The organism is Sphingorhabdus sp., from assembly GCF_023910635.1.
Taxonomy (GTDB): Bacteria; Pseudomonadota; Alphaproteobacteria; order Sphingomonadales; family Sphingomonadaceae; genus Sphingorhabdus_B.
On the sequence record NZ_JAAVVZ010000007.1, the window covers coordinates 98,503 to 116,784 of the forward strand.

General features: G+C 50.3%; 24 protein-coding genes and 1 pseudogene. 18 read left to right on the forward strand and 7 right to left on the reverse strand.

What is annotated here, in order from left to right; translation table 11 throughout:
- The first annotated feature begins 314 nt into the window (after nucleotides 1-314).
- The 4 genes from HEQ34_RS06175 (at nucleotide 315) to HEQ34_RS06190 (ending at nucleotide 3,336) form a co-directional block, all read left to right on the forward strand.
- Nucleotides 315-572: a hypothetical protein gene (locus HEQ34_RS06175; protein WP_296198791.1), complete on the forward strand. Its 258-nt coding sequence runs from the start codon at nucleotides 315-317 to the stop codon at nucleotides 570-572.
- Nucleotides 569-772, forward strand: coding sequence for a hypothetical protein (locus HEQ34_RS06180; RefSeq protein WP_296198793.1), 204 nt, complete (start codon nucleotides 569-571; stop codon nucleotides 770-772). Before HEQ34_RS06175 ends, HEQ34_RS06180 begins: the two co-directional genes overlap by 4 nt.
- A 681-nt stretch (nucleotides 773-1,453) precedes the next feature.
- Nucleotides 1,454-3,106, forward strand: coding sequence for a hypothetical protein (locus HEQ34_RS06185; protein ID WP_296198794.1), 1,653 nt, complete (start codon nucleotides 1,454-1,456; stop codon nucleotides 3,104-3,106).
- A gap of 41 nt (nucleotides 3,107-3,147) precedes the next feature.
- Nucleotides 3,148-3,336: a hypothetical protein gene (locus HEQ34_RS06190; RefSeq protein ID WP_296198797.1), complete on the forward strand. Its 189-nt coding sequence runs from the start codon at nucleotides 3,148-3,150 to the stop codon at nucleotides 3,334-3,336.
- On the opposite strand, the gene HEQ34_RS06195 is transcribed toward HEQ34_RS06190, so the two are convergent.
- Entirely contained in the window at nucleotides 3,325-3,786 is a 462-nt protein-coding gene (locus HEQ34_RS06195) for a hypothetical protein (RefSeq protein WP_296198799.1), read from the reverse strand. The genes HEQ34_RS06190 and HEQ34_RS06195 overlap by 12 nt on opposite strands.
- 213 nt (nucleotides 3,787-3,999) lie before the next feature.
- Here HEQ34_RS06195 and HEQ34_RS06200 point away from each other — a divergent pair, with 213 nt between their 5' ends.
- The 5 genes from HEQ34_RS06200 (at nucleotide 4,000) to HEQ34_RS06220 (ending at nucleotide 7,099) form a co-directional block, all read left to right on the forward strand.
- The gene (locus tag HEQ34_RS06200; protein ID WP_296198801.1) at nucleotides 4,000-4,392 is read left to right on the forward strand and encodes a DUF3768 domain-containing protein; all 393 of its coding nucleotides are present in this window, start codon (nucleotides 4,000-4,002) and stop codon (nucleotides 4,390-4,392) included.
- A 242-nt stretch (nucleotides 4,393-4,634) separates the two neighbouring features.
- Nucleotides 4,635-5,690: a hypothetical protein gene (locus HEQ34_RS06205; RefSeq protein ID WP_296198803.1), complete on the forward strand. Its 1,056-nt coding sequence runs from the start codon at nucleotides 4,635-4,637 to the stop codon at nucleotides 5,688-5,690.
- 77 nt (nucleotides 5,691-5,767) lie between these two features.
- Complete coding sequence (locus HEQ34_RS06210) at nucleotides 5,768-6,025, forward strand: type II toxin-antitoxin system Phd/YefM family antitoxin (protein WP_296198805.1); 258 nt, start codon at nucleotides 5,768-5,770, stop codon at nucleotides 6,023-6,025.
- Nucleotides 6,026-6,029: 4 nt separating this feature from the next.
- Complete coding sequence (locus tag HEQ34_RS06215) at nucleotides 6,030-6,455, forward strand: type II toxin-antitoxin system PemK/MazF family toxin (protein ID WP_296198808.1); 426 nt, start codon at nucleotides 6,030-6,032, stop codon at nucleotides 6,453-6,455.
- A gap of 392 nt (nucleotides 6,456-6,847) precedes the next feature.
- Complete coding sequence (locus HEQ34_RS06220; RefSeq protein WP_296198810.1) at nucleotides 6,848-7,099, forward strand: hypothetical protein; 252 nt, start codon at nucleotides 6,848-6,850, stop codon at nucleotides 7,097-7,099.
- A 115-nt stretch (nucleotides 7,100-7,214) separates the two neighbouring features.
- On the opposite strand, the gene HEQ34_RS06225 is transcribed toward HEQ34_RS06220, so the two are convergent.
- Both HEQ34_RS06225 and HEQ34_RS06230 read right to left on the reverse strand, forming a co-directional pair.
- Complete coding sequence (locus tag HEQ34_RS06225; protein WP_296195891.1) at nucleotides 7,215-8,471, reverse strand: IS701 family transposase; 1,257 nt, start codon at nucleotides 8,469-8,471, stop codon at nucleotides 7,215-7,217.
- Nucleotides 8,432-8,818, reverse strand: a complete 387-nt coding sequence (locus HEQ34_RS06230) for a hypothetical protein (protein ID WP_296198812.1) — start codon at nucleotides 8,816-8,818, stop codon at nucleotides 8,432-8,434. The genes HEQ34_RS06225 and HEQ34_RS06230 overlap by 40 nt, the downstream gene beginning before the upstream one ends.
- Nucleotides 8,819-9,022: 204 nt before the next feature.
- On the opposite strand from HEQ34_RS06230, the gene HEQ34_RS06235 reads away from it, so the two are divergent.
- The 7 genes from HEQ34_RS06235 to HEQ34_RS06265 all read left to right on the forward strand — a co-directional run bounded on the left by HEQ34_RS06235 (nucleotide 9,023) and on the right by HEQ34_RS06265 (nucleotide 12,465).
- A complete protein-coding gene (locus HEQ34_RS06235; RefSeq protein WP_296198814.1) occupies nucleotides 9,023-9,196 on the forward strand; it encodes a hypothetical protein in 174 nt (57 codons plus the stop codon).
- Between the two features lie 58 nt (nucleotides 9,197-9,254).
- Nucleotides 9,255-9,779 carry a helix-turn-helix transcriptional regulator gene (locus HEQ34_RS06240; RefSeq protein WP_296198816.1) on the forward strand — a complete coding sequence of 175 codons (525 nt, stop codon included), beginning with the start codon at nucleotides 9,255-9,257 and terminating at the stop codon, nucleotides 9,777-9,779.
- Between the two features lie 63 nt (nucleotides 9,780-9,842).
- Nucleotides 9,843-10,178, forward strand: coding sequence for a hypothetical protein (locus HEQ34_RS06245; protein WP_296198818.1), 336 nt, complete (start codon nucleotides 9,843-9,845; stop codon nucleotides 10,176-10,178).
- Between the two features lie 44 nt (nucleotides 10,179-10,222).
- The gene (locus HEQ34_RS06250; RefSeq protein WP_296198820.1) at nucleotides 10,223-10,660 is read left to right on the forward strand and encodes a hypothetical protein; all 438 of its coding nucleotides are present in this window, start codon (nucleotides 10,223-10,225) and stop codon (nucleotides 10,658-10,660) included.
- Nucleotides 10,648-11,232 carry a JAB domain-containing protein gene (locus tag HEQ34_RS06255; protein WP_296198822.1) on the forward strand — a complete coding sequence of 195 codons (585 nt, stop codon included), beginning with the start codon at nucleotides 10,648-10,650 and terminating at the stop codon, nucleotides 11,230-11,232. The genes HEQ34_RS06250 and HEQ34_RS06255 overlap by 13 nt, the downstream gene beginning before the upstream one ends.
- Nucleotides 11,232-11,687 (forward strand): hypothetical protein, encoded by a 456-nt coding sequence (locus tag HEQ34_RS06260; RefSeq protein WP_296198825.1) that lies wholly within the window; start codon nucleotides 11,232-11,234, stop codon nucleotides 11,685-11,687. Before HEQ34_RS06255 ends, HEQ34_RS06260 begins: the two co-directional genes overlap by 1 nt.
- 187 nt (nucleotides 11,688-11,874) lie before the next feature.
- Nucleotides 11,875-12,465 carry a hypothetical protein gene (locus HEQ34_RS06265; protein WP_296198827.1) on the forward strand — a complete coding sequence of 197 codons (591 nt, stop codon included), beginning with the start codon at nucleotides 11,875-11,877 and terminating at the stop codon, nucleotides 12,463-12,465.
- Between the two features lie 120 nt (nucleotides 12,466-12,585).
- Here the strand turns inward: HEQ34_RS06265 and HEQ34_RS06270 are convergent, their stop codons facing one another.
- Genes HEQ34_RS06270 through HEQ34_RS06285 form a run of 4 tightly spaced genes read right to left on the reverse strand, consistent with a single transcriptional unit; the run spans nucleotide 12,586 to nucleotide 16,320 of the window.
- Nucleotides 12,586-13,116, reverse strand: a complete 531-nt coding sequence (locus HEQ34_RS06270) for a DUF4269 domain-containing protein (protein ID WP_296198829.1) — start codon at nucleotides 13,114-13,116, stop codon at nucleotides 12,586-12,588.
- Between the two features lie 29 nt (nucleotides 13,117-13,145).
- Complete coding sequence (locus HEQ34_RS06275) at nucleotides 13,146-14,438, reverse strand: DegT/DnrJ/EryC1/StrS aminotransferase family protein (RefSeq protein ID WP_296198831.1); 1,293 nt, start codon at nucleotides 14,436-14,438, stop codon at nucleotides 13,146-13,148.
- Nucleotides 14,435-15,358, reverse strand: a complete 924-nt coding sequence (locus HEQ34_RS06280) for an NAD(P)-dependent oxidoreductase (RefSeq protein WP_296198833.1) — start codon at nucleotides 15,356-15,358, stop codon at nucleotides 14,435-14,437. The genes HEQ34_RS06275 and HEQ34_RS06280 overlap by 4 nt, the downstream gene beginning before the upstream one ends.
- Complete coding sequence (locus HEQ34_RS06285) at nucleotides 15,355-16,320, reverse strand: endonuclease/exonuclease/phosphatase family protein (protein ID WP_366934844.1); 966 nt, start codon at nucleotides 16,318-16,320, stop codon at nucleotides 15,355-15,357. The genes HEQ34_RS06280 and HEQ34_RS06285 overlap by 4 nt, the downstream gene beginning before the upstream one ends.
- A 460-nt stretch (nucleotides 16,321-16,780) precedes the next feature.
- Between HEQ34_RS06285 and HEQ34_RS06290 the strand changes: the two are divergent.
- Nucleotides 16,781-16,879, forward strand: a pseudogene (locus HEQ34_RS06290) (transposase); the annotation flags it as partial.
- A 903-nt stretch (nucleotides 16,880-17,782) separates the two neighbouring features.
- A complete protein-coding gene (locus HEQ34_RS06295) occupies nucleotides 17,783-18,256 on the forward strand; it encodes a DUF736 family protein (RefSeq protein ID WP_296198835.1) in 474 nt (157 codons plus the stop codon).
- Nucleotides 18,257-18,282 lie beyond the last annotated feature (26 nt).

Consider the following 18,282-nt stretch of genomic DNA (forward strand, 5'->3'; position numbering starts at 1 on the left):
TTTGAAATGGAATGTTTAACAGTACAGCTTGTTCCTTTGTCTGTTTTTCGGAAAGATGGGACTCCGGTTCTAACAGCGGATTTAACCAAATATCCCGGGAAAAAATCAGATTTGAAAGATGCGGTGCGATATCTGCAGCAAGCCGCCGCCGCGCCGATTTTGTTGCAGCAGCTTATAGCCGCGCAAGCTGAATGCCTGGCATGGCGCGCAGGCCTCAATCGTCGCACAAATTTATCCAAAACGAAAGTTGGTGCAACCTATGCGGATCAATCGCGCATTGCGGCAGCCATAGCTCAGGCAAAGACGGTGCAATCATGAGCGCAAATTTAACAGTCGAAAAACGCATTTATTGGCAAGTCTTTTGGCGCGGCTATTCAGTGCATTCCGCAGCGCTTTTTCATCACAAAAGCGTTGCGACGCGACTGCACGACTTCATTCTCAACGAATTGCAACAGCTATCCGTCGGTGATCATCGTCCGCTTTTAGATCAGTTTGCCTATAAACGGGTGACCAGCTTTATTAACCAACTTCTGTTGGACGATGAAGCCGCAGGCCGCGCGGTGCAATCATGACCGCCGCCGCAACCAAAGAGCAACTGATTGCCGAACGCGACAACGCACTGGACGGCATTGACCGCTTTATTGCGAAGCGCGACCGGCAAATGATAGCCGCCGCCGTCAACGGCCCGCACCGCCGCGCGATGCACGTTGATCAACGCGACTCGGGCCATTTACCCCTTTTCATAGCAGCTAACGAACCGAGAATAACATGAGACCGAGAAAAATCGCTATCGGCGATAGCATTACTTTCAAGGCGGTCACGCGGTCGCACTACAAAATAGCAACCCGAAAAGTCGTCGGGATCGACTGCTTTGGAAACCCGCAAGTGCGCTATCATGGCTGGGACAAGTTTGTGGTTCAATGGCGAGAAGTCAAAGCCGTGGTTAAGGCGGTGCGAAAATGATGGCGCAACTCGACCTGTTCGCCGCCGCGCCTGTCATGCCACAGCCCGCCAGTCCCCAATCGACGTCAACCAGTAAAACCCTTCAAAAGGAACCAATATCATGACCCAATACCCAATGCGCGTCACCGTCTCTCCAGACATGATCCAAAAATCAACCCGGCTGTTTAATGGCACGCCCCAAGACATCATCAACGAACTGTTTCAGAACAGCCGTCGCGCTGGTGCAACTATCATTACAGTTGACGCTGTCATTTCAGGCAATGTCTGCTCGATCAGCATCACAGACAATGGCTGCGGAATAGACCATCCCGGCAAAGTTGTCACGCTTGGCACATCTGCTTGGGGGCAAGATGTTATTACACGTGAAGACCCCGCAGGCATGGGCCTGTTTTCCCTAGCGGGCAAACATGTCGATGTTGAAACCATCACGCACGCAGGCAAAGCGTTCCGCCTCGTGCTTTCACCCGCCGCATGGACAGGCAACGAATTGGTGCCCATTGATTTCAATATTGCTCCCGACTTTCCGCACGGCACACGGCTTCGATTTGATTTCGCGCTCACGACCGACAAATATGGCGTTAAAAATATTGACGTCCTGCAATCTATTGTTACCCAAGCAGCTCACTACCTGCCCGTACAGGTAGAATTCAACGGCATCCTGTGCGAGCAAGCCGATTTTCTAGCCGACGCACTCCACATCGAAGAAACTCTAGGCCTACGGATTGGCATATTTGAAAACAAATATTGCCGTTACAACCCTTACTATCCGGCTATCAACTTCTTCGGGTTGACGCTCAATTACAATAATTTGCCAACACTGGAGGAAGTCGGAATACTACGTTCGCTTAGCTGCAGAATCGACATCATCGACTGCCCGGCGCTGAAGCTTGTTTTACCAGCACGTAAAGAGTTGCTGATGAACGCGTTCATTCCCGAAATGGAGACCGCCTGCAAACGTGCATTGTTCACCGTCATCGCAAAACAGGATCACCATACATTATCATTCGACGATTACTCCAAAGCCTTGACACTCGGCATCGACCTTTCAGAAGCACGCGCCACGTTGAAGAATTGGACACCTTCAATTTGCGATTCAGACGCTGGCAGTTTCACCGACTATAACGTGCGCGCCGATCTTGCGGCAGCCGAGGCATCTTATCTCATAGCTCAATCTTTTTCCGTGCCCAGTGAACAAACACTTCACCGCGCGCTTGATCTTAACAAACCCTTCGCATTCACGCTTGTCGAGACACAAGATCAGTTTGTCGGATATAGCTGGTACGACGCGATACCCGTTCTTGGCGAAATGAGTATAACCGCGATTTACGACAAAAAACTGATTGACGGAGATAGCGCATATGAGCGCGCCAAAAATCCTGATACATGCCGGCCAGACCAAATTAATCTCACGCTCACCATTCACCATATAATCGGTGAAGCCGACAAAGAAGCGATCACGCTCCACACAGACTTATGGCTGCTGGACGATACTGAATGTTATTCCGACCCTGCGGACATGCCGGTGCTCGTGCGCAAAAACACCGATCTCACAATAGGCTCCCTCGAATCCTATATGACCGACGCCTATTTTTCCGTTTTCAACGATGTCGACGCCGACAGCAGCTATACCCAGCAATCAAACTGGGAACACGCATGCCAACCTGCCGCTATCGCGCTTCTTTTCAGCCGCGAAGAAGCAAAAATGGTCGAAATCAAGGCAGCGGTGGAACGCGCGATCGGCGGCCTTGTTTCCAATAGCGCTTCGCTAGCCATCCATTTCTGCGACGGCGAAGCCAAAATTGATATGACACCACCGGGCCCCGATACCTCCGCACCAAACAAGGCCGACAACAACAACTCGGAAGAACCGCTTTGCAAAATGCTGACTATTTCGACCGCGCATCTTTCCCAGGAAACTTGCAATCATGCATTACCGCAGCTTTGTCGGACATTGCCCGTTTGGGTCAAGGGCGAATATGGATGGTTTATGTATGCACATCTCGAGCAACTCGAACTCGGCGGTGATATTCCGACCGATCTTCAAAATGTCCTGCAATATGCGCGCGCGCGGGGTTGCGATTATATTATGCTGGATAAAGACTGGCCAATCTCCAGCGATCTTGCGTTATTCGATTGGGAATGAAGCCTGTATCATCCCGAAAATCACCTTAAAGGCCGCACCCGATGACACATCTTGCCACCTTCGAAAACGCGTACCGGGTTGCCAACCAACTTGCCGACAATAACGGCCGCAATTACGCCATCGTGCGCAAAGGTGATTGGCACCAGGTCTGTGAATATCCTTGTCCAGAGGCCATTACGATCATTCGATCAAACGATGATCCGGCAATATTGATCAATTTAGCTGTCTGACAGCATATCAAACGCCGACACGTCGAAGTCGGACGTAAAAACACCGATCGGTCCACGTGGGCCATCACAAGCATATGGTGCATCGTCGGTGACGACACTCAAACCATTGTTGCTCATCTCAATCGCCACCTTCAGCCGTGCATCGAGTTGCTCGACCAACCAGCCAAGATCGCTCAGCACCCCAAAATGATTTCGGCCCGCAACCGCGTACCAAAGAGCGCGTTGATAATCATCGCACCGCGCACCAAGGATTTCGGCAAGCTTGATCCGGCCCCGGCGCGTACCGCCGACGATCAGCTGGACAGCATTATGAAGCTCGCGCGCTGCATAAAATGCATCGCCCGGCGGCATACCAATCGACAATGCTGCCAATATCCGGCGTGAAGGCTGCTGCGTAGTATCATCAAATGCGTCTTTCAGACCCAATTCGATGTCAAAAGTATCAGACACAAACTCTTCCAACATATTCATTTCCTTTCTTATCAAGACATTAGAACATTACATGAACATTGCAAGCGAGCAAATGGATCACAATATATTTTTCCGCTGCAACCAACGACCTGAAAGGTCAGCGTCAGCCGCTTTGCGGCAACTCCCATTAAAATACAGAGAGAAGAGGGAGGCTGAGGGAGGATTAAATCTGAAACAGAAAGGATCAACCCCATGGATGCAATACTTCCCAGCCTGGAGGGCTACGATCGCAAAAAATGCGCGGAACTCAACGACAAATTTCGCCAAGAAGGACCCCAACTTAACAAAGACGCAATAATACTAACGCACGCGCTGCGCAGTCACATGACCGAAAACGCAAACGGCTTCACATTTGCACGACGCTGCGACGAATTGAACCGGCTGATTGCAGGATATGACTTCAGCCTCTCGTGGGACAACGATCCCCATGGAGAACGCGACATGGGTTTTCTCGATTTCATGGGCGAGCGCGTGTATTTCAAAATCGATTATTATGACCTTGATCTCAAATATCGGTCAGACAATCCCGCCGATCCCACGATCACATCGCGCGTCATGACCATCATGCTGGCGAGTGACTACTAATGGAACGCTCTGCATCACAGCTCCGGCTTGGCAAACGCATCCAGCCCCTCGTTATCGTTAGATCTCAACGCAGGACACAGCACGCAAGGGAGCGATGCCGCCGCGCCATCATGATAGTGTTCATCAGCGTTGTTTCCGCCGCCGCTGGCATGGCCGCATTGACAATCGCCGTGTTGATTCGGGCTACACCGCCAGTCTGACCAGACCGTCGCATTTCTTTCATCCTATCAAAGGACCGTCTCATGACTGACAACCCATCTTCTCTTCAGCGCGCCCTGATTGATCTTGCGCATACCGGTGATTTCGACTTGCTCACCTTCGAACACCGCAATGTCTTGACCAATGAAATCACCGACCGGTCAAAAAACGCCTATTTCCAAGCTTGGCAACAAGACAGAAGCAGCATCCCGATCAAGACATGCAACCATGTTGCAGATGTCGCACTTTCCAATCTAGAAACGGGCGATGACCCACTGCTTGCGATAACCGATAGCGGCTGCTTTGAGCCCCATACACCCTATTATGAAGCACGCGAAATTGCCCAAGCAATGATCGCCGCTGAGATCCCACCTTATCCCGACACGCCTAGCGTGACCGCCGCCCAGGTTGAATGTCTTCAGGAAACCTTGACCGAAATGCTGTGCGACAAGTTATACGAACAGGACACTTCGTCTGCAAAGGATATATTCTCATCATTCGACCGCGCCGAGATTGTCTTCCTGCTGGCACCGCCAGGACATGCGCTTGATGCAACCATATCATCAACCCGGCCTTGGTTCGATTACCGCGGCCTGACGGTCTGCGACAATCTGGTCCACGCGCTGGCAGCACTCGGTTATACGGTCAGCGCCTACCGCGCGCATAGCGGCAACCGAAACTCGTCATCACCAGAATGGTCGAAATCGCGGCTCAAACGCCCCTCATTTACAAGGCCATCGCAACCGCTGTGCACGCTGGAACAACTCAAGGAGATGATCGAAAATAGCTGTTCACAGCATTTTCTCATCTGCCTTTACGCAATTGTGCCCGTGTCACAGATATTTGGCCTCGACCTGTCGAAGCCCATTACATTTTCGGATGCATCAATTGCCACCTACAATCCGTTTTCCGGAACGTTTCACGATGCTGCCCGCATCCAAAATGTAACCGTACCCCCTAAAATGGGCAGGCTGATTAGCCCCCATCGCTGGTACGCGCCAGAAGACATTTGTGGTCTCGTACAGAGATATTATCACGGCGAACTGTCGCAGCACGGCATCGACGCCGAACGATACAGAGGCGATAGAATAGCCGCGTAAACGAGTTCTGGAAAACAGTCATTGAACATTTTTGCTATTTTAGCTATTATAGCTAAAGACGATAAGGAACGAGAATAATGACCAGCGTTGCCGCTACTGAATTTCAAACCCGGACAGGGCGCTACATGGAAGACGCGGGCAAGTCGCCAGTGTTCATCACAAAGCACAATCGTGCTGTGCGCGTTTTGATTGATATCGACGAGTACGAACGCTTGAAGGCATGCGACAAGCGCCGCGCTTACCATATTCATGAGTTACCCGAAGAATGGCGTACCGCTCTCGACAATGCGGATTTATCTCATATTGATCCCCAGCTCGACACACTAATCGACTAAAACAATGAAAAAGCCAGCACCATCAAGCGGACTTGTAATCCGCTACGATTATCTATGGCGAAATGAAGCGCGCCGCGGCAGCGTTGAAGGCGCGAAGGTTCGGCCTTGTGCAATTGTTGTTGCCGTCATCAATGCCCAAGACGAACAACGCGTTATGATTGCCCCGATTACGCACACCCAACCAGAATCAACAGATGGCATAGAGATACCCTCTGGCATAAAACGCCACCTCAATCTGGATGATAAACAATCATGGATCATAACCACAGAGGTCAATGAGATCGACTGGAATGATCCGGGCATCGTGCCGGCAAGTACGACCCAATGGGAGTATGGCTACCTTCCATCAACGCTTGCACAAGCGATGATTGACGCAATCCGAGATCGCCTGAATGCCAGTAAGCTGAAGGTCACCATGCGCGAGGCTTGAATCAGCCACAGCATCGTCTGGACACCTTTCGGCCCTGTAACCTGCAAGTATACCGCTTTGACGGTTAATACATAGACAATGACGTGGCTTAGTCATCACAGATCGACTTCACCGCGATCTTGATGACCGCTGCCGGGGTCCCATTAAACCAAGACACGCGCACGGCGCTTGCGCTCGCGCACGAGTCTTTCACGGCATAAAAATACCGGAGAAAATATATGCTCAAATTGTCCTACGAAGAGTGGGCCGATCAATATCGCCCAATTCAAAATCCGTATGACAACAACGCCTCACACGATGGCCGAATGTTCGAAACAAACTGGCTTGATCACAAATTCATCAAAAAACACCCGAACGCTGTGATCTGGAGCTAAATTGACGAAGGCGACCTGATGTGGATTGTATCGGGATGCCACTATATAAACCTAATAGGCTATTTCATAACCGAGGTTGAACATGACGAAACTCACATCGAAATAGACCTACTCAGCGCTGCAGACAGGTTTGATAACGCGGTTGATAATGCAACGCATTTGGTCATGCTACAATTCGGATGGCTTGACCTGCCAACTCAAGATGCGCGTAGCGCCCTCATGGCCAAACTGAACGATGCAATCTCGGCGATCATGACAAAATATGACTGACTGACCTGACTGCGATCGTTTAGGTTCTTTTGTCTAGCACTACTTTGGCACTTTCTCATTATTGATGAATTTTCGGCAATGCGGGCATAGTGTTGGCGGCGGTTGGGCGAGAGCGTTAAGGATGGCTTGGCGCACTGCTGGCAGGCTGGGTTGTGGCGGAGGTCCGGAGATTCTTTTTTTCCCCTTTGGCCTGTTTGAGCCGCCGGGATTGGAGGAAGGCGAGCGCGATCATGCACATGAGGCAGTGCCGGTGCAGTCCTTGCCATGACCGCCCTTCGAAGTGATCAAGGCCAAGCTCTTCCTTAAGCTGCTGATGGGCCTGTTCACAAACCCATCGTGCCTTGATGGCCCCGGCAAGTTGCTTGATCGGGGTATCGGCAGGCAGGTTCGAGAGATAATATTTGCGTTCGCCGGTCGAACGATGTTCACCGATCACCCAGACCTCCTCACCGGGCAGATGCTGTGCCCCCATATCGTGGATGCGCTGAGTTGGCCCGTCGGCGACGCGCACCCGCACGGCGGCAAATCGAGCGGAAAGCCGTCCTTTGGTTCCCTTGCGCCAGCTGACCGTCCGCCAATTTGCAGCTTCCAGCATGGCTTTTGCCGTCACAGACTTCACGTCCGGGATATGGCGCTCGCGTGGCCTTCCCCTTCCTGATACAGGAAAGATCATGGTGACGTCGGCTGGATAGACCTTCTGTTTGTAAGGGATGCCCACGGCCCATGTTAGCCCACGCTCAGAAAGGCCCTGCCGGAACGGCGCGGACAGACCATATCCGGCATCAGCCAGCACACAGCCGAAGCGGACATCTGCTTGCCGAGCCCGGTCGATCTCTTCAAGGGCAATCTCGGGCTTGGTCCGGTAATCGCGGCGCGCTTCTGGCACTTTGGCGCGGTCAAGCCGTGCCAGATCACTGGTCCATATCTCGGGCAGGAACAGCCGCAAGCCTATCATCACCGGCACCTCCCGCCGCGCCAGTGTCAGCGATACCAGTGTCTGGCAGTTGGACGTCTTGCCCAGCGTCGAAGCATATTGCGGCGCAACCCCCACCGAATGCGTTCCCTTCTTGGGCAAAGACGTGTCATCGATGATCAACCAAGCATCGTCCCCGCCGATTTGCGCGTCCGCTTCTGTCAGTAAAGCTGTCTCCAATGGGGCCGCATCCCAGACGCCGCTCGAAACGAAATGGTGCAACTGGTCGTAGCTCGCACCCCCGCTACGGGCCGCCATGGGCTGAACACTCTTGCGATCCCCGGGCCCGATCAAACCAGCCACATACGATGGACACATCCGCCCCCGCGTCTTGTGCCGAAGCGCCGCAACAAACGGCTCTAGCCAAGCCTCAAGATCATCCCGCCAATCACCAACCATCGCCAGCCTCCATAAGCTAGCTCCCTATGAATCACCGATCGGACAAAAAGGGAATCCCCTAAATTACAAATCTGCCAAAGTAGTGCTAGTGTCACACCCTTCGTTGCGGTTTGGCGGAATCGGCGCGATAGATTTACACTGCTCGTTGAAAGGACGTGGAGTTTTTGAACGACGATTGTGTCGCCGGACTGCAAATTCTTGTCGGTCGCTCTCAACAGTGCCTTAATGTTTTCTCCTCGCACAACGCGAATGATTTTATGACAGCCGGCGCTTTGAAGCGCTTTTTCTTGATCATAGGCATCGTCATCCGCGCCTTTGACAATACCGATTCGTCGTTTAGTCGTCACAACGGGACCTTTATTAGTTTCGCGTCAACCTTCGGTTGAGTGTATTTCACACAGAAATGCCACTCTACAGCTAACACGTGTGATTTTTTGGTCTTCCTACTGGTATCTGCTTAAGTGGACTGCTAAATGACTTGAGGGATGTCAAAACATGATTGCACTATAGGCTTCGAGCAAGTGCATGATAAAATGTGAAAAGAGCCCTTAATGGTTGAAAATAATAGATATGAGACGCTTGCTTTGGGTATGCGCGAGCTTCTTGAGAAATTAGACGAATTAAAGCTGACTACGGTGGCCGTGCATGTCGATCTGGGTTTGAGGAGGCTAGAGGCCATGATTGCCAACGAATCATCGAATACGAACGATTTAAAAAGTAATTGAATCATTGTATTAAATTTTTTATTCTCAGTACCGAGTCACTGCGAAGGGAACGCAGAAAATGGAAGCTGAAGCCATCGAGCGCGCAAACGTCGCCCGTCTCACTGAGAAGCAGCGCCAGTGCATGCACCTGGTCGTGTTGAGAAAGTCTTCAAAGGAAATCGCAAGAGAGCTGCAAATCGCTAAACCAACAGTGGACCAGCGTATTGCGAGCGCACGGCACATCTTGGGAGCAAAAAACCGAGACGAAGCGGCCATTATCTTTGCTCGTGCCACACAAACATATGACCGGATCATATATGATGCAGCACGTATTCCAAGCACGATAGCTTTGCTTGATACATCTCAGCAGGAGGTACGACCGAATATCGGCTTGACGCTTAATGAACCTGCATTGATCCCCTTCAGCGGCGTTCTAGAACATCAAGACTTTGAACGGTCAAGCCTCTCGTGGAGCCCGTCAGTCGATATGGGTACTCTAAATAGGGTAGCCATAATGTTCGGATTAACGGTTGGTATTTTATCCGTTGTTTTGGTCGGCTTATCGGTCGCTCAAAGCTTATCGAGAATGCTAGCAGCTTCATAAGTAAGACGAAACCATTCAAATCAAGCCTGCAACGTGTGTGCGTTTCGGGACAGGAGAAACTGTATGAATATGAACATTGAACTAGCTGCCGCTCGCATATCCCGTCAGGTTCCGTTGACAGAAGGGTCTATCGATGATGCACTTATTCAGGTTTCAACGTTAATAACTCAACTCGTCACGGCAAGAAAACAGACAGGCGTTTCGGCAGCGACGGGTCAATCAACAATTGTAAGACTTGCCAAGGCGCAAAATGCACTAATGACCGCAAGCAGCGATGTGCTTAGAGTGCATAAAGACTTGGCTCAACTTGCAGAGGTGCACGCCGGCTTTGACCTTCATGAGTGTCCAAAGAACGCGATTACCGAAGCCACCGTTACAAGGTTGTCAGTTGCAAGCTAACATCTGACATTGACTTAATTGCCGCCGCGTGATGCTACGGAGAAGTGCGCTTACTTCCTGTTTTATTGCTCCTAGCCATCTGTGCTGGCTATGCACTGTGGAAGGGCGGAAAACCGGAGCGCGCTGCGGCAATTGTCTTGTTGTTAATGGCCGTAAGCGATCCGTTTGTACATGCCCTCACACCGCCGACCTATATTAAACTCGATCCCGGGCATTTCATCATCGATTTGGCTGGATGGTCGGCGCTTTTTGTCATCGCTATTAGAGCACGGACATTATGGCCGCTATGGGTAACTTCTCTTCAAACCATATCGCTAATTTCACACGTAACCCGACTGATGGACTACACCCTTCTTCCAACAGCCTATGCGATCATGCAGGTATCGAGTTCTTATCTGCTGCTCGTAGTTTTGACAGTCGGCACATACAATCACCAGGCTCGTCTTCACATGAACCTCACAGATCAGCCTTGGAGAAACTGATTGCGAATGTTGCTCCTTGTCAGGCGGCCAGTTTTGCTGAGGCTTTAATTGAAGAATTTCGTTCCGTTGGACGTGTTTTTTCAGAAACACCTGAATCGCTGCGTCGGGTCATCGGTCCTTGGCCCCAAGTTATAGAATTAATCGAAGCCGCTCACGTTGCGATGGAAGTGGGGTTACGCGGCGAAGTCCAGTGCATCCCCATTCAGGCCACCGACCAGCGCCTGATCGATTATCTTGTCATGGGGATGGGTTCTCTTTCTGTTGAACAACTTCGCGTTTTGTTTCTGGATGGTGGCAATCGTTTGGTGGGCGATGAAGTGCTGGCTTCAGGTACACTCACAACGTTAACCGCCTATCCACGAAACATTTTTAGGAGAGGATTTGAACTGTCCGCAAGCGCAATCTTGCTCGTGCATAATCACCCGAGCGGGCAGGTGGTACCAAGCAAATGCGACATTGAGTTTACCAAAAAATTAAAGGCACTTGGGTACCAAATGGAGATCGAAGTCAGGGACCATATAATCGTTTCTGGGTCGCGGTGGTTTAGCTTTCTTCGCGGGGGACTAATGTGATGGATGCGGGTACCGATGAATTAAGGGCCGAGTTTGCGCAAATTGAAGCAGCTCTCCGGTCTGTTGAAACCAGAGTGGTCGCGCTTCGTAATGACGCGGCAGTTAGCTTTTTGAATAAAACCACCGCGCTGGAAAATGCGGTAAAATATTATAAGATGCGGAGGGTCAGAAATAAAATTTTTGGCACGTGTGATCTGTTTGCAGACCCAGCATGGGACATTTTGATCGACCTTTTTATCGCAGGTGAGCAAGGGCGACGCATATCAGTATCAAGTGCCTGCATTGCGGCCGCTGTTCCTGCAACAACGGCCTTACGATGGGTAAGCGTTCTTGAGGATAATGGTTACATATCGCGGCAACCAGATCCCAATGATCTGAGACGAATTTTCGTCGCGCTGACACCGGAAGTAACTGAAAAGGTCAGGGAATACTTCGCCGGCGATATCGGTGTTTAGTTGCGGCAGCTCTAAGTTGCTTCTACATTCTGTCAGTTCGCAAATCGTTCTCGCTTCACATGTTAGTACTACTATATGGGGTCTGAGGTACAGAATACGTTCAACTAGAGAAACGGCATACTGCTTAAATCATCGATGACATATGGCAGATTTTTATCTTTGAAGGTAATTTCATCAGGAAAATTGCATGAATTTGGGAACAGCTATAGAAACAATGGAGCTTGCTTCAACGTTGGACGCAAAATTGGAAATCAGCGCGCTTCTGGAGCGCACCATAGTCTCCCTGTCTAATCTAGCATCAAGGCCTGAAGACCCCTCCTTCCAAGCTAATACACGAAGCGTGCTCCACGATTTAGCAGTCAACTTAAGCAAAATTGACGTATGGTTGTCGGATGCGGACGCAGCGCGCTTAGAAGAGCTCGGCGCGAGCGAACTTTTTCCAAGCGATTTATACGATAAAATCATGGACCAGTTTAACGTCCACGTTGCCACCCCGTCGGTCAGCAAAAGTTATGTCCAAGAAATACTGAACACAAGAACCACCATTCTGGCTGCCTTTAGCACAGTGGTTGGAGTAGCTAAAACGCAGAAATGCGATTTGGGCGGCCAAATTAATTTAGATGTTGAAATAGGCTTCCCGGTTCACCCTGCCATAATCCACGACAATGTGACCGGACTACCTAAACAGCTTGATTGGATAAATAGGTTCATGCTGGCTTGGAAAACGCCAACAGAAATCAGACAAAGGCGCAATCAAACAAGCAACAAAGGCAACTAAAGGAGCCAAACCTAACAGAGATTTTTCTTCCAAAAAATGGACCAATTTATCGGGAGCAGGTCAGTTCAGTTCGTCCTGGTATGATTCAGACTGATCGAAAGACGCTCTATTTCGCCCGGATCAGGTCGCTTCCATCTGTGTGGCATAGTCTAAAATCGCGCCATAGGGGTCGCCGACAAGTCCAAGCCGCATGGCAAAGGCAGGTTCCGTTTTGATACCCGATCGCTTCAGCGAACGAATATCTCGCCGAAATTCCTCATCAAATCGCTTCAGAATTTGCCATTCCGCGATCATATGGCGAAATCCGAATTGCTCGTTCAAAGGTTTTTCCACTGCGAAGAATTCAACCAAATATCCCTCGATCCTTACTTTGGCAACCAAAGCTCGACCATCCGAACTGGTAAAATAGAATGAAATGAAGTTTGGATAATCGCAGAATTTCTTGGAAAGCCAAGACTCCATCTTTTTCAAATCTGGTGTTGATGAGATTATATCGATATCGCTATCTTCAATATCAATATCGATTGGAATCGTTCCGGCCACGCAGTAAGTCAGGTCAAAATCAACGCTGCTATCAATATTCAATGATTCCACGATTTTATACGCCTGCTTTTGGCGTTCATTACCATGAGCCAGTTTGCGCCAGTCCAAAAAATCTTTGGTAACTTCGAAAATTAGACTTACGCCGGCAAAGTGTATGCAAGTTCGCTGACTTTACGAAACGCGGCCGCGATATCGTGCATCAGCTTTGGATTTTTGCGGGTGTAAGGCTCTATTACAAGCGTTTTGCTACTGTAAACCATACTTCCCCGGAAATCGCTGTCCTTGTATCGACGCAGCCCTCCACCAAACTTGCTGCTATCAAAATGGCCGAAGGTCGCAACATGGTCGTGCGCTTTTCCCTGAAAGATCGGCTCACAATGCAATGGGCGCGTTTCCGATCGCTCAATTTCGACGCCCTCTGCCCTCAAGGCCGCTACATAAGTGTCGATATCCACCGTAGGCAGCGAAGCCTGATCGAACAACGGCTTATAACTGTACCACACGCAGCGATCGGCATAGTCTGGCACCTGTGGCGCGATCACGCCAGGGATTCCAGCGAGTAAGCTTGAGAGGAGTTCAAAATTGCTCCGGCGCCCATCGATATACTCCTCCAGACGCACAAATTGGTTATGCGCAAGCCTGGCTGCAAGAGGATGCATGCGATAGTTCAGGCCCAGACCAGTTCCGCCAAAATCTTTCAGTTCCGACGACGTAACATCTTGAAATGATCGAACCTTGAAATGACCAAACAGTACCGCGCGTTCAAACAGATTCCGATCATTGCAGGTCAGCATCCCTCCCTGACCAGCCGCTACCAGTTTTTTGCCTTGCAGGCTGAAGGCTCCAATATCTCCGATTGTACCAACCCGCTGCCCATCCACTTCTGCCCCATGCGCATGCGAACAATCTTCCACCACCGCGATGCCATGCTTGCGGGCAATTTGCATGATACGCCTCATATCGCATGGAATACCCCACATGTGAGTGAGCACGATCGCGCGGGTGCGAGGGCCGATATGGCGTTCAATATCGTCGGGATCCATGTTCCCCGTAACCGGATCCGAATCAACCAGGACTGGAACCAGATTGAGGGCAAACAGCGGCATGACCGTCGCCAAGAAGGTATAGGTTGGCGCCAAAACCTCATCACCGGGCGAAAGATTCAATGCGAAAAAAGCCGAATGAAGCGCTGCGGTGCCGGAACTGGTAGCGAGCGCATAGCGACACGGCAAATAGTCTCGAAACTGGTCTTCAAGATCCTTCGCATAGCCTTCGCGACCATAATAAGAAAGTTCACCGCGCAGAACCATATCGGCGACATCCTGCGCGTCGGCGGAGGTCATTGGCGGCCACTTCTCCGCGAATTTCTCGGTAATGGTTGGAGCGCCACCATAGAGGGCAAGCCGCGTTCTGTCTTCAATCAACGTCATGACATCTCTCTCATCTTCGAATTGTAGTAGTCGCGAAAATTGTGCTTAGGAACGTAGCCAAGATGCTCTCGTGCCTTGGAAATGTCGAAAATCCGATCAATCGACTCCGGCATGGCCGCATTCATCCGCGCAAGCATCTGGCCAGCACCTGGAAAATAGTTCTCAACGACACTAGGAGCGTGGCGATATAGTCCTGCGCAATCGGATTTCTTGAAGGGACAATGGGCCGCAATATTATAAGCTTCGAACCCAGTTGGCAATCGCGCAAATGCGGCTAGTACATGCGCCTCGGCCACATCTCTGACGTCAACGCCGCGATAAAGCTTCAGCAAATTGTAGTTGAGATCGTCGGCACGGAAAAAGCGCGTCGCCCTCAGCGCGATCACCCCGATTGCGTGCTTTTGGCAGGCTATCTGCAGATGCTCTTCAGACAGCATTTTCGTAAGATCATATATGTCATCCGGGCGGGGATCAAGCTGCTCATCAACCCAGATGGCCTCCCTTTGCTCACGTTTGGAAAGCCCATAGATGGACGTCGAACTAGTAAAAACAATGTGCTTTACGCCATGTTCTATGGAAATTTCAAAAAGATTGTTATCGCTCATTATATTGTTGAACAACAATTCTTCTTTCGACATGTATTTTAAATGATACCCGTGCAACGCCGCAGTATGAATTACGATTTCCGCCCCTTCAACGGCCTGAGTCAGGTCATCCTTGTCGCGTAAATCGGCGACTACATGGCGGTATAACTTGTTGTCCGGTTCGAACTTTGGAGCGAACTTATCCACACCAGTAACCGCCACGCCACGGGCAAGCAGCATCTCGACGATGTGCGTGCCAAGCCAACCACAAGCGCCGGTCACCGTGATGCGCCCCGTGGATTCCACCAATCGCGCGTCGCCCGCTGGTTCTCTCATGTGGCCGCCATGGCGTTGAAGCCAAGCTCACACCAGATTGCATAGTGATCAGAGGCCGCTGCCGAAAACTCGTCTTTGACATCGACGCGCCCAGATCGATCTTTCAGGAAAACCTCCCGAGAAGTCTTGAAAGAGGGAGCAAATAACTGATGGTCAATCCACACGTAATGCAGCTTGCCAAAAGCTTCTTTGATGATCGGATCCTCGTAAGTGCAGGTCCAGAGATCCTCACGACCCTCCACTTCGACCCAGCGATAACCCAAAGCATCGTGTAGAATCGTTTCAGGTTTGTAAATATTTCCCATTAGATTAGAGAGATAACTTCCATCTAGCAAGCGCTCACTGTAATCAAGAGTGGGGTCATCGTTCATGTCACCTTGAATTATGAACGGTATGTATGACTCTGTCTTGAGTAACTGCTCGATACGAATACGCAGCCTATCAGCCTCTGCAACCATCTGTATGCGTTTAGCGAGAGAAATTCGTTCGTACATGAAGAAACTAACCGCCTTCAATATACCCTTGGTTGGACCGTGGACCTGAATGACGCGAAATTGCTGGCCGTATTCTTTTTCCTTGAAGATAACTTCGAGCGGTTGTTTGTCCCACCAGAACTTTTTGGTCAATCCGTTACCATCGGGATCGGCAAGCCAGGTGTCGTAGAAGTTCAGGTCTGGGTCGATTGCAACCGGTTCAACATTGTCTCGATGGGCAAACAGAAGATTTTCGTAGCCCCGCGAATAGGACCGCACGACTTTCAATTTCAATTCAGGAGCAAATTCATCAAAAAATGACTGTAACTGCGACGATTTTCTAGGCCCTTCGCATATTCCAATAATATCTGGATTAATTCTCTTCAAGACCGTTGCTATGGCATTTGCCCGTGGGATAGCGCTTTTTTTTATATTATCACCATCGAACATCGCGGTCATGCTCTCGATGTTATATGTACATATTTTCATAGCACGACTCGCTCATTTTTCTTGTGAATGTCGTCATCGGCGCGAAACGGAAGAGACTGACCGAAACGAGGTGAAAGCGAGAGGTCCAGGCCGCCCTCCCAACGCTCGGATTCACTCATGGATGGAGATATTTCCTGAGCAGCGGCTGGCGCTCCAATAACTAGCGCGATGCCAGCGACGGCAGTCGAATAATCGAGTCTCACATTCTTCTCCCTGTTTGGCACTCGATAGCACACACTGAATTTTAGTATCAAAAGCTGAAGAGAATAGGAATTGGTCTGAGCCCTTAGATTACTCCAGTTTGGACTAGCTTCCGATCCGGTATTGAGCCTAGCCCCTTTTTTGGTCCGACCTTTATGAGAAAGACCGGTTCTTTTTGACCTGATCTCGTCAAATTGGTCCATTTTTTGGGAGAAAAATCTCTGTTAGGTTTGGCATTTGTCAGCCAGGAGATTTTGGCATGAAGAAGAGTAGGTTCAGCGAACAGCAAACAGCGTTCATATTGAAGCAGGCAGAGGACGGGAGGACGGTTGAGGAAGTCTGTCGCAAGGCCGGCATATTCTGCGCATATCTAACCGAACTACCCATGATATGTCTTGCCGCTAAGTAGCCGCATATCATGCTTGTGTAATGATGTTGGCCGGTCGGCTCAATGTCCAGGCTGTGATAGAAAAAACAATTCAGCAGCGCAAAGCAAAGTGCCCGACAAAAATCCTACTCCCAAAATACCAACCTTCGGCAACGCATGAAAAACACGATGTTCTCGAATTTTTGAGATTGATAGTTATGAAATTTGAGGAGAGCTGGGCGAGACCCGGCCTCTGGCCGGGCACGGCTCTAGTCGGCCCAAATGGGCCGACCGGAGCCAGGCTGAAGCCTGTCTCCGCCTTTGCAGGTGACGATCCTCTCGTGAAGCAAGAAAAGTGGCAAGCCCGGCCAGGTCTGGCCGGACTTGCGTGCCGCTAAAACCTGCGTCTTCATCCATCTCTGCGCCACTTCGCTACAGTGACTGCGTTGCATGGGCGCGAGTCAAAGCAATCGCTGCCTCTTGCCTAGCTGCGCTAGAAGAAAACGGCATTTTGGCGTTTGTTTGATTTTGAAAGATGCAAAATGCCGTTTTCTTCAAGCTGCGCTTAGGCTCCAGCGCGACGTCGATTGCTTTGCCAGTCGCTTGCCCATGCGCCTTGACCCTTGCGCGAAGGTGGCTCCGAGACGGATGAAGACGAAGCCCCCTTGTGTTTTTGCAGCACCGATTATGGAAAGCCTACGGCTTTATGTTTATTGTGGGAGCTAAAGCTCCGGTTTGCGCTCAGGTTCACCAAGCCAGATGAATTTTTGTCAAGAAATCAATGATATAGACGAAATAAAAGTGGGGCTCTATATATAAGACATCAAGTCGCTAACCGGCTTGATACTTAAAAAATCCGGCAATTTTGCCGATATTAGATGAAGGATTAAGAATATGTCGAATATGCAACAGCTTGGTATCGTTCGCCGCAACGCCAATAACGGAACAGTCATGGGCCGTTTTGTAAGTCTGGAAATATCACTTGTGGTAGCCTTGCGCGCGGTAAGTTCCGACAATCCCGATGCACCCAAATATGAAGTTCATGGCCTCAATAAAAGCGCGAATGAATGGGTGCAAATCGGCGCGGTATGGGAAAAGTTCAGCAACTCCGATGGCTCGGCTTTCTTGCAAGGCAGCATTAAAGACCGCTCTTTTGGTCAAATCCAGTTGCTTGGCTTCCCACGCCAAAACAACGAAACTGGCGAAGATGAAATCGTTTTCGGTATTCCAGCCAATCGCCGCCGGAGCAATGCGCCAATGGACGCAGCAGACGATGGACTAGGCAACAGCACCGAAGGCGAAGCAGCAGCTAGCCCAAAAGGCCGCAAGGCAAAGACAGAGCAGGAAGTTGAAGCACCCGCACTGTAAAAGGAAAGGGGGAGGGCCAAAAGCCT

Excerpts from the sequence above, each read along its gene's own strand:
- HEQ34_RS06260 (WP_296198825.1), top strand. The coding sequence starts at position 11,232 with ATGGATGCGGGTACCGATGAATTAAGGGCCGAGTTTGCGCAAATTGAA.
- HEQ34_RS06280 (WP_296198833.1), bottom strand. The coding sequence starts at position 15,358 with ATGAGAGAACCAGCGGGCGACGCGCGATTGGTGGAATCCACGGGGCGC.
- HEQ34_RS06240 (WP_296198816.1), top strand. The coding sequence starts at position 9,255 with ATGGAAGCTGAAGCCATCGAGCGCGCAAACGTCGCCCGTCTCACTGAG.
- HEQ34_RS06175 (WP_296198791.1), top strand. The coding sequence starts at position 315 with ATGAGCGCAAATTTAACAGTCGAAAAACGCATTTATTGGCAAGTCTTT.
- HEQ34_RS06265 (WP_296198827.1), top strand. The coding sequence starts at position 11,875 with ATGAATTTGGGAACAGCTATAGAAACAATGGAGCTTGCTTCAACGTTG.
- HEQ34_RS06245 (WP_296198818.1), top strand. The coding sequence starts at position 9,843 with ATGAATATGAACATTGAACTAGCTGCCGCTCGCATATCCCGTCAGGTT.
- HEQ34_RS06225 (WP_296195891.1), bottom strand. The coding sequence starts at position 8,471 with ATGGTTGGTGATTGGCGGGATGATCTTGAGGCTTGGCTAGAGCCGTTT.
- HEQ34_RS06205 (WP_296198803.1), top strand. The coding sequence starts at position 4,635 with ATGACTGACAACCCATCTTCTCTTCAGCGCGCCCTGATTGATCTTGCG.
- HEQ34_RS06220 (WP_296198810.1), top strand. The coding sequence starts at position 6,848 with ATGTGGATTGTATCGGGATGCCACTATATAAACCTAATAGGCTATTTC.
- HEQ34_RS06180 (WP_296198793.1), top strand. The coding sequence starts at position 569 with ATGACCGCCGCCGCAACCAAAGAGCAACTGATTGCCGAACGCGACAAC.
- HEQ34_RS06295 (WP_296198835.1), top strand. The coding sequence starts at position 17,783 with ATGTCGAATATGCAACAGCTTGGTATCGTTCGCCGCAACGCCAATAAC.
- HEQ34_RS06285 (WP_366934844.1), bottom strand. The coding sequence starts at position 16,320 with ATGAAAATATGTACATATAACATCGAGAGCATGACCGCGATGTTCGAT.
- HEQ34_RS06235 (WP_296198814.1), top strand. The coding sequence starts at position 9,023 with ATGGTTGAAAATAATAGATATGAGACGCTTGCTTTGGGTATGCGCGAG.
- HEQ34_RS06275 (WP_296198831.1), bottom strand. The coding sequence starts at position 14,438 with ATGACGTTGATTGAAGACAGAACGCGGCTTGCCCTCTATGGTGGCGCT.
- HEQ34_RS06215 (WP_296198808.1), top strand. The coding sequence starts at position 6,030 with ATGAAAAAGCCAGCACCATCAAGCGGACTTGTAATCCGCTACGATTAT.
- HEQ34_RS06190 (WP_296198797.1), top strand. The coding sequence starts at position 3,148 with ATGACACATCTTGCCACCTTCGAAAACGCGTACCGGGTTGCCAACCAA.
- HEQ34_RS06210 (WP_296198805.1), top strand. The coding sequence starts at position 5,768 with ATGACCAGCGTTGCCGCTACTGAATTTCAAACCCGGACAGGGCGCTAC.
- HEQ34_RS06200 (WP_296198801.1), top strand. The coding sequence starts at position 4,000 with ATGGATGCAATACTTCCCAGCCTGGAGGGCTACGATCGCAAAAAATGC.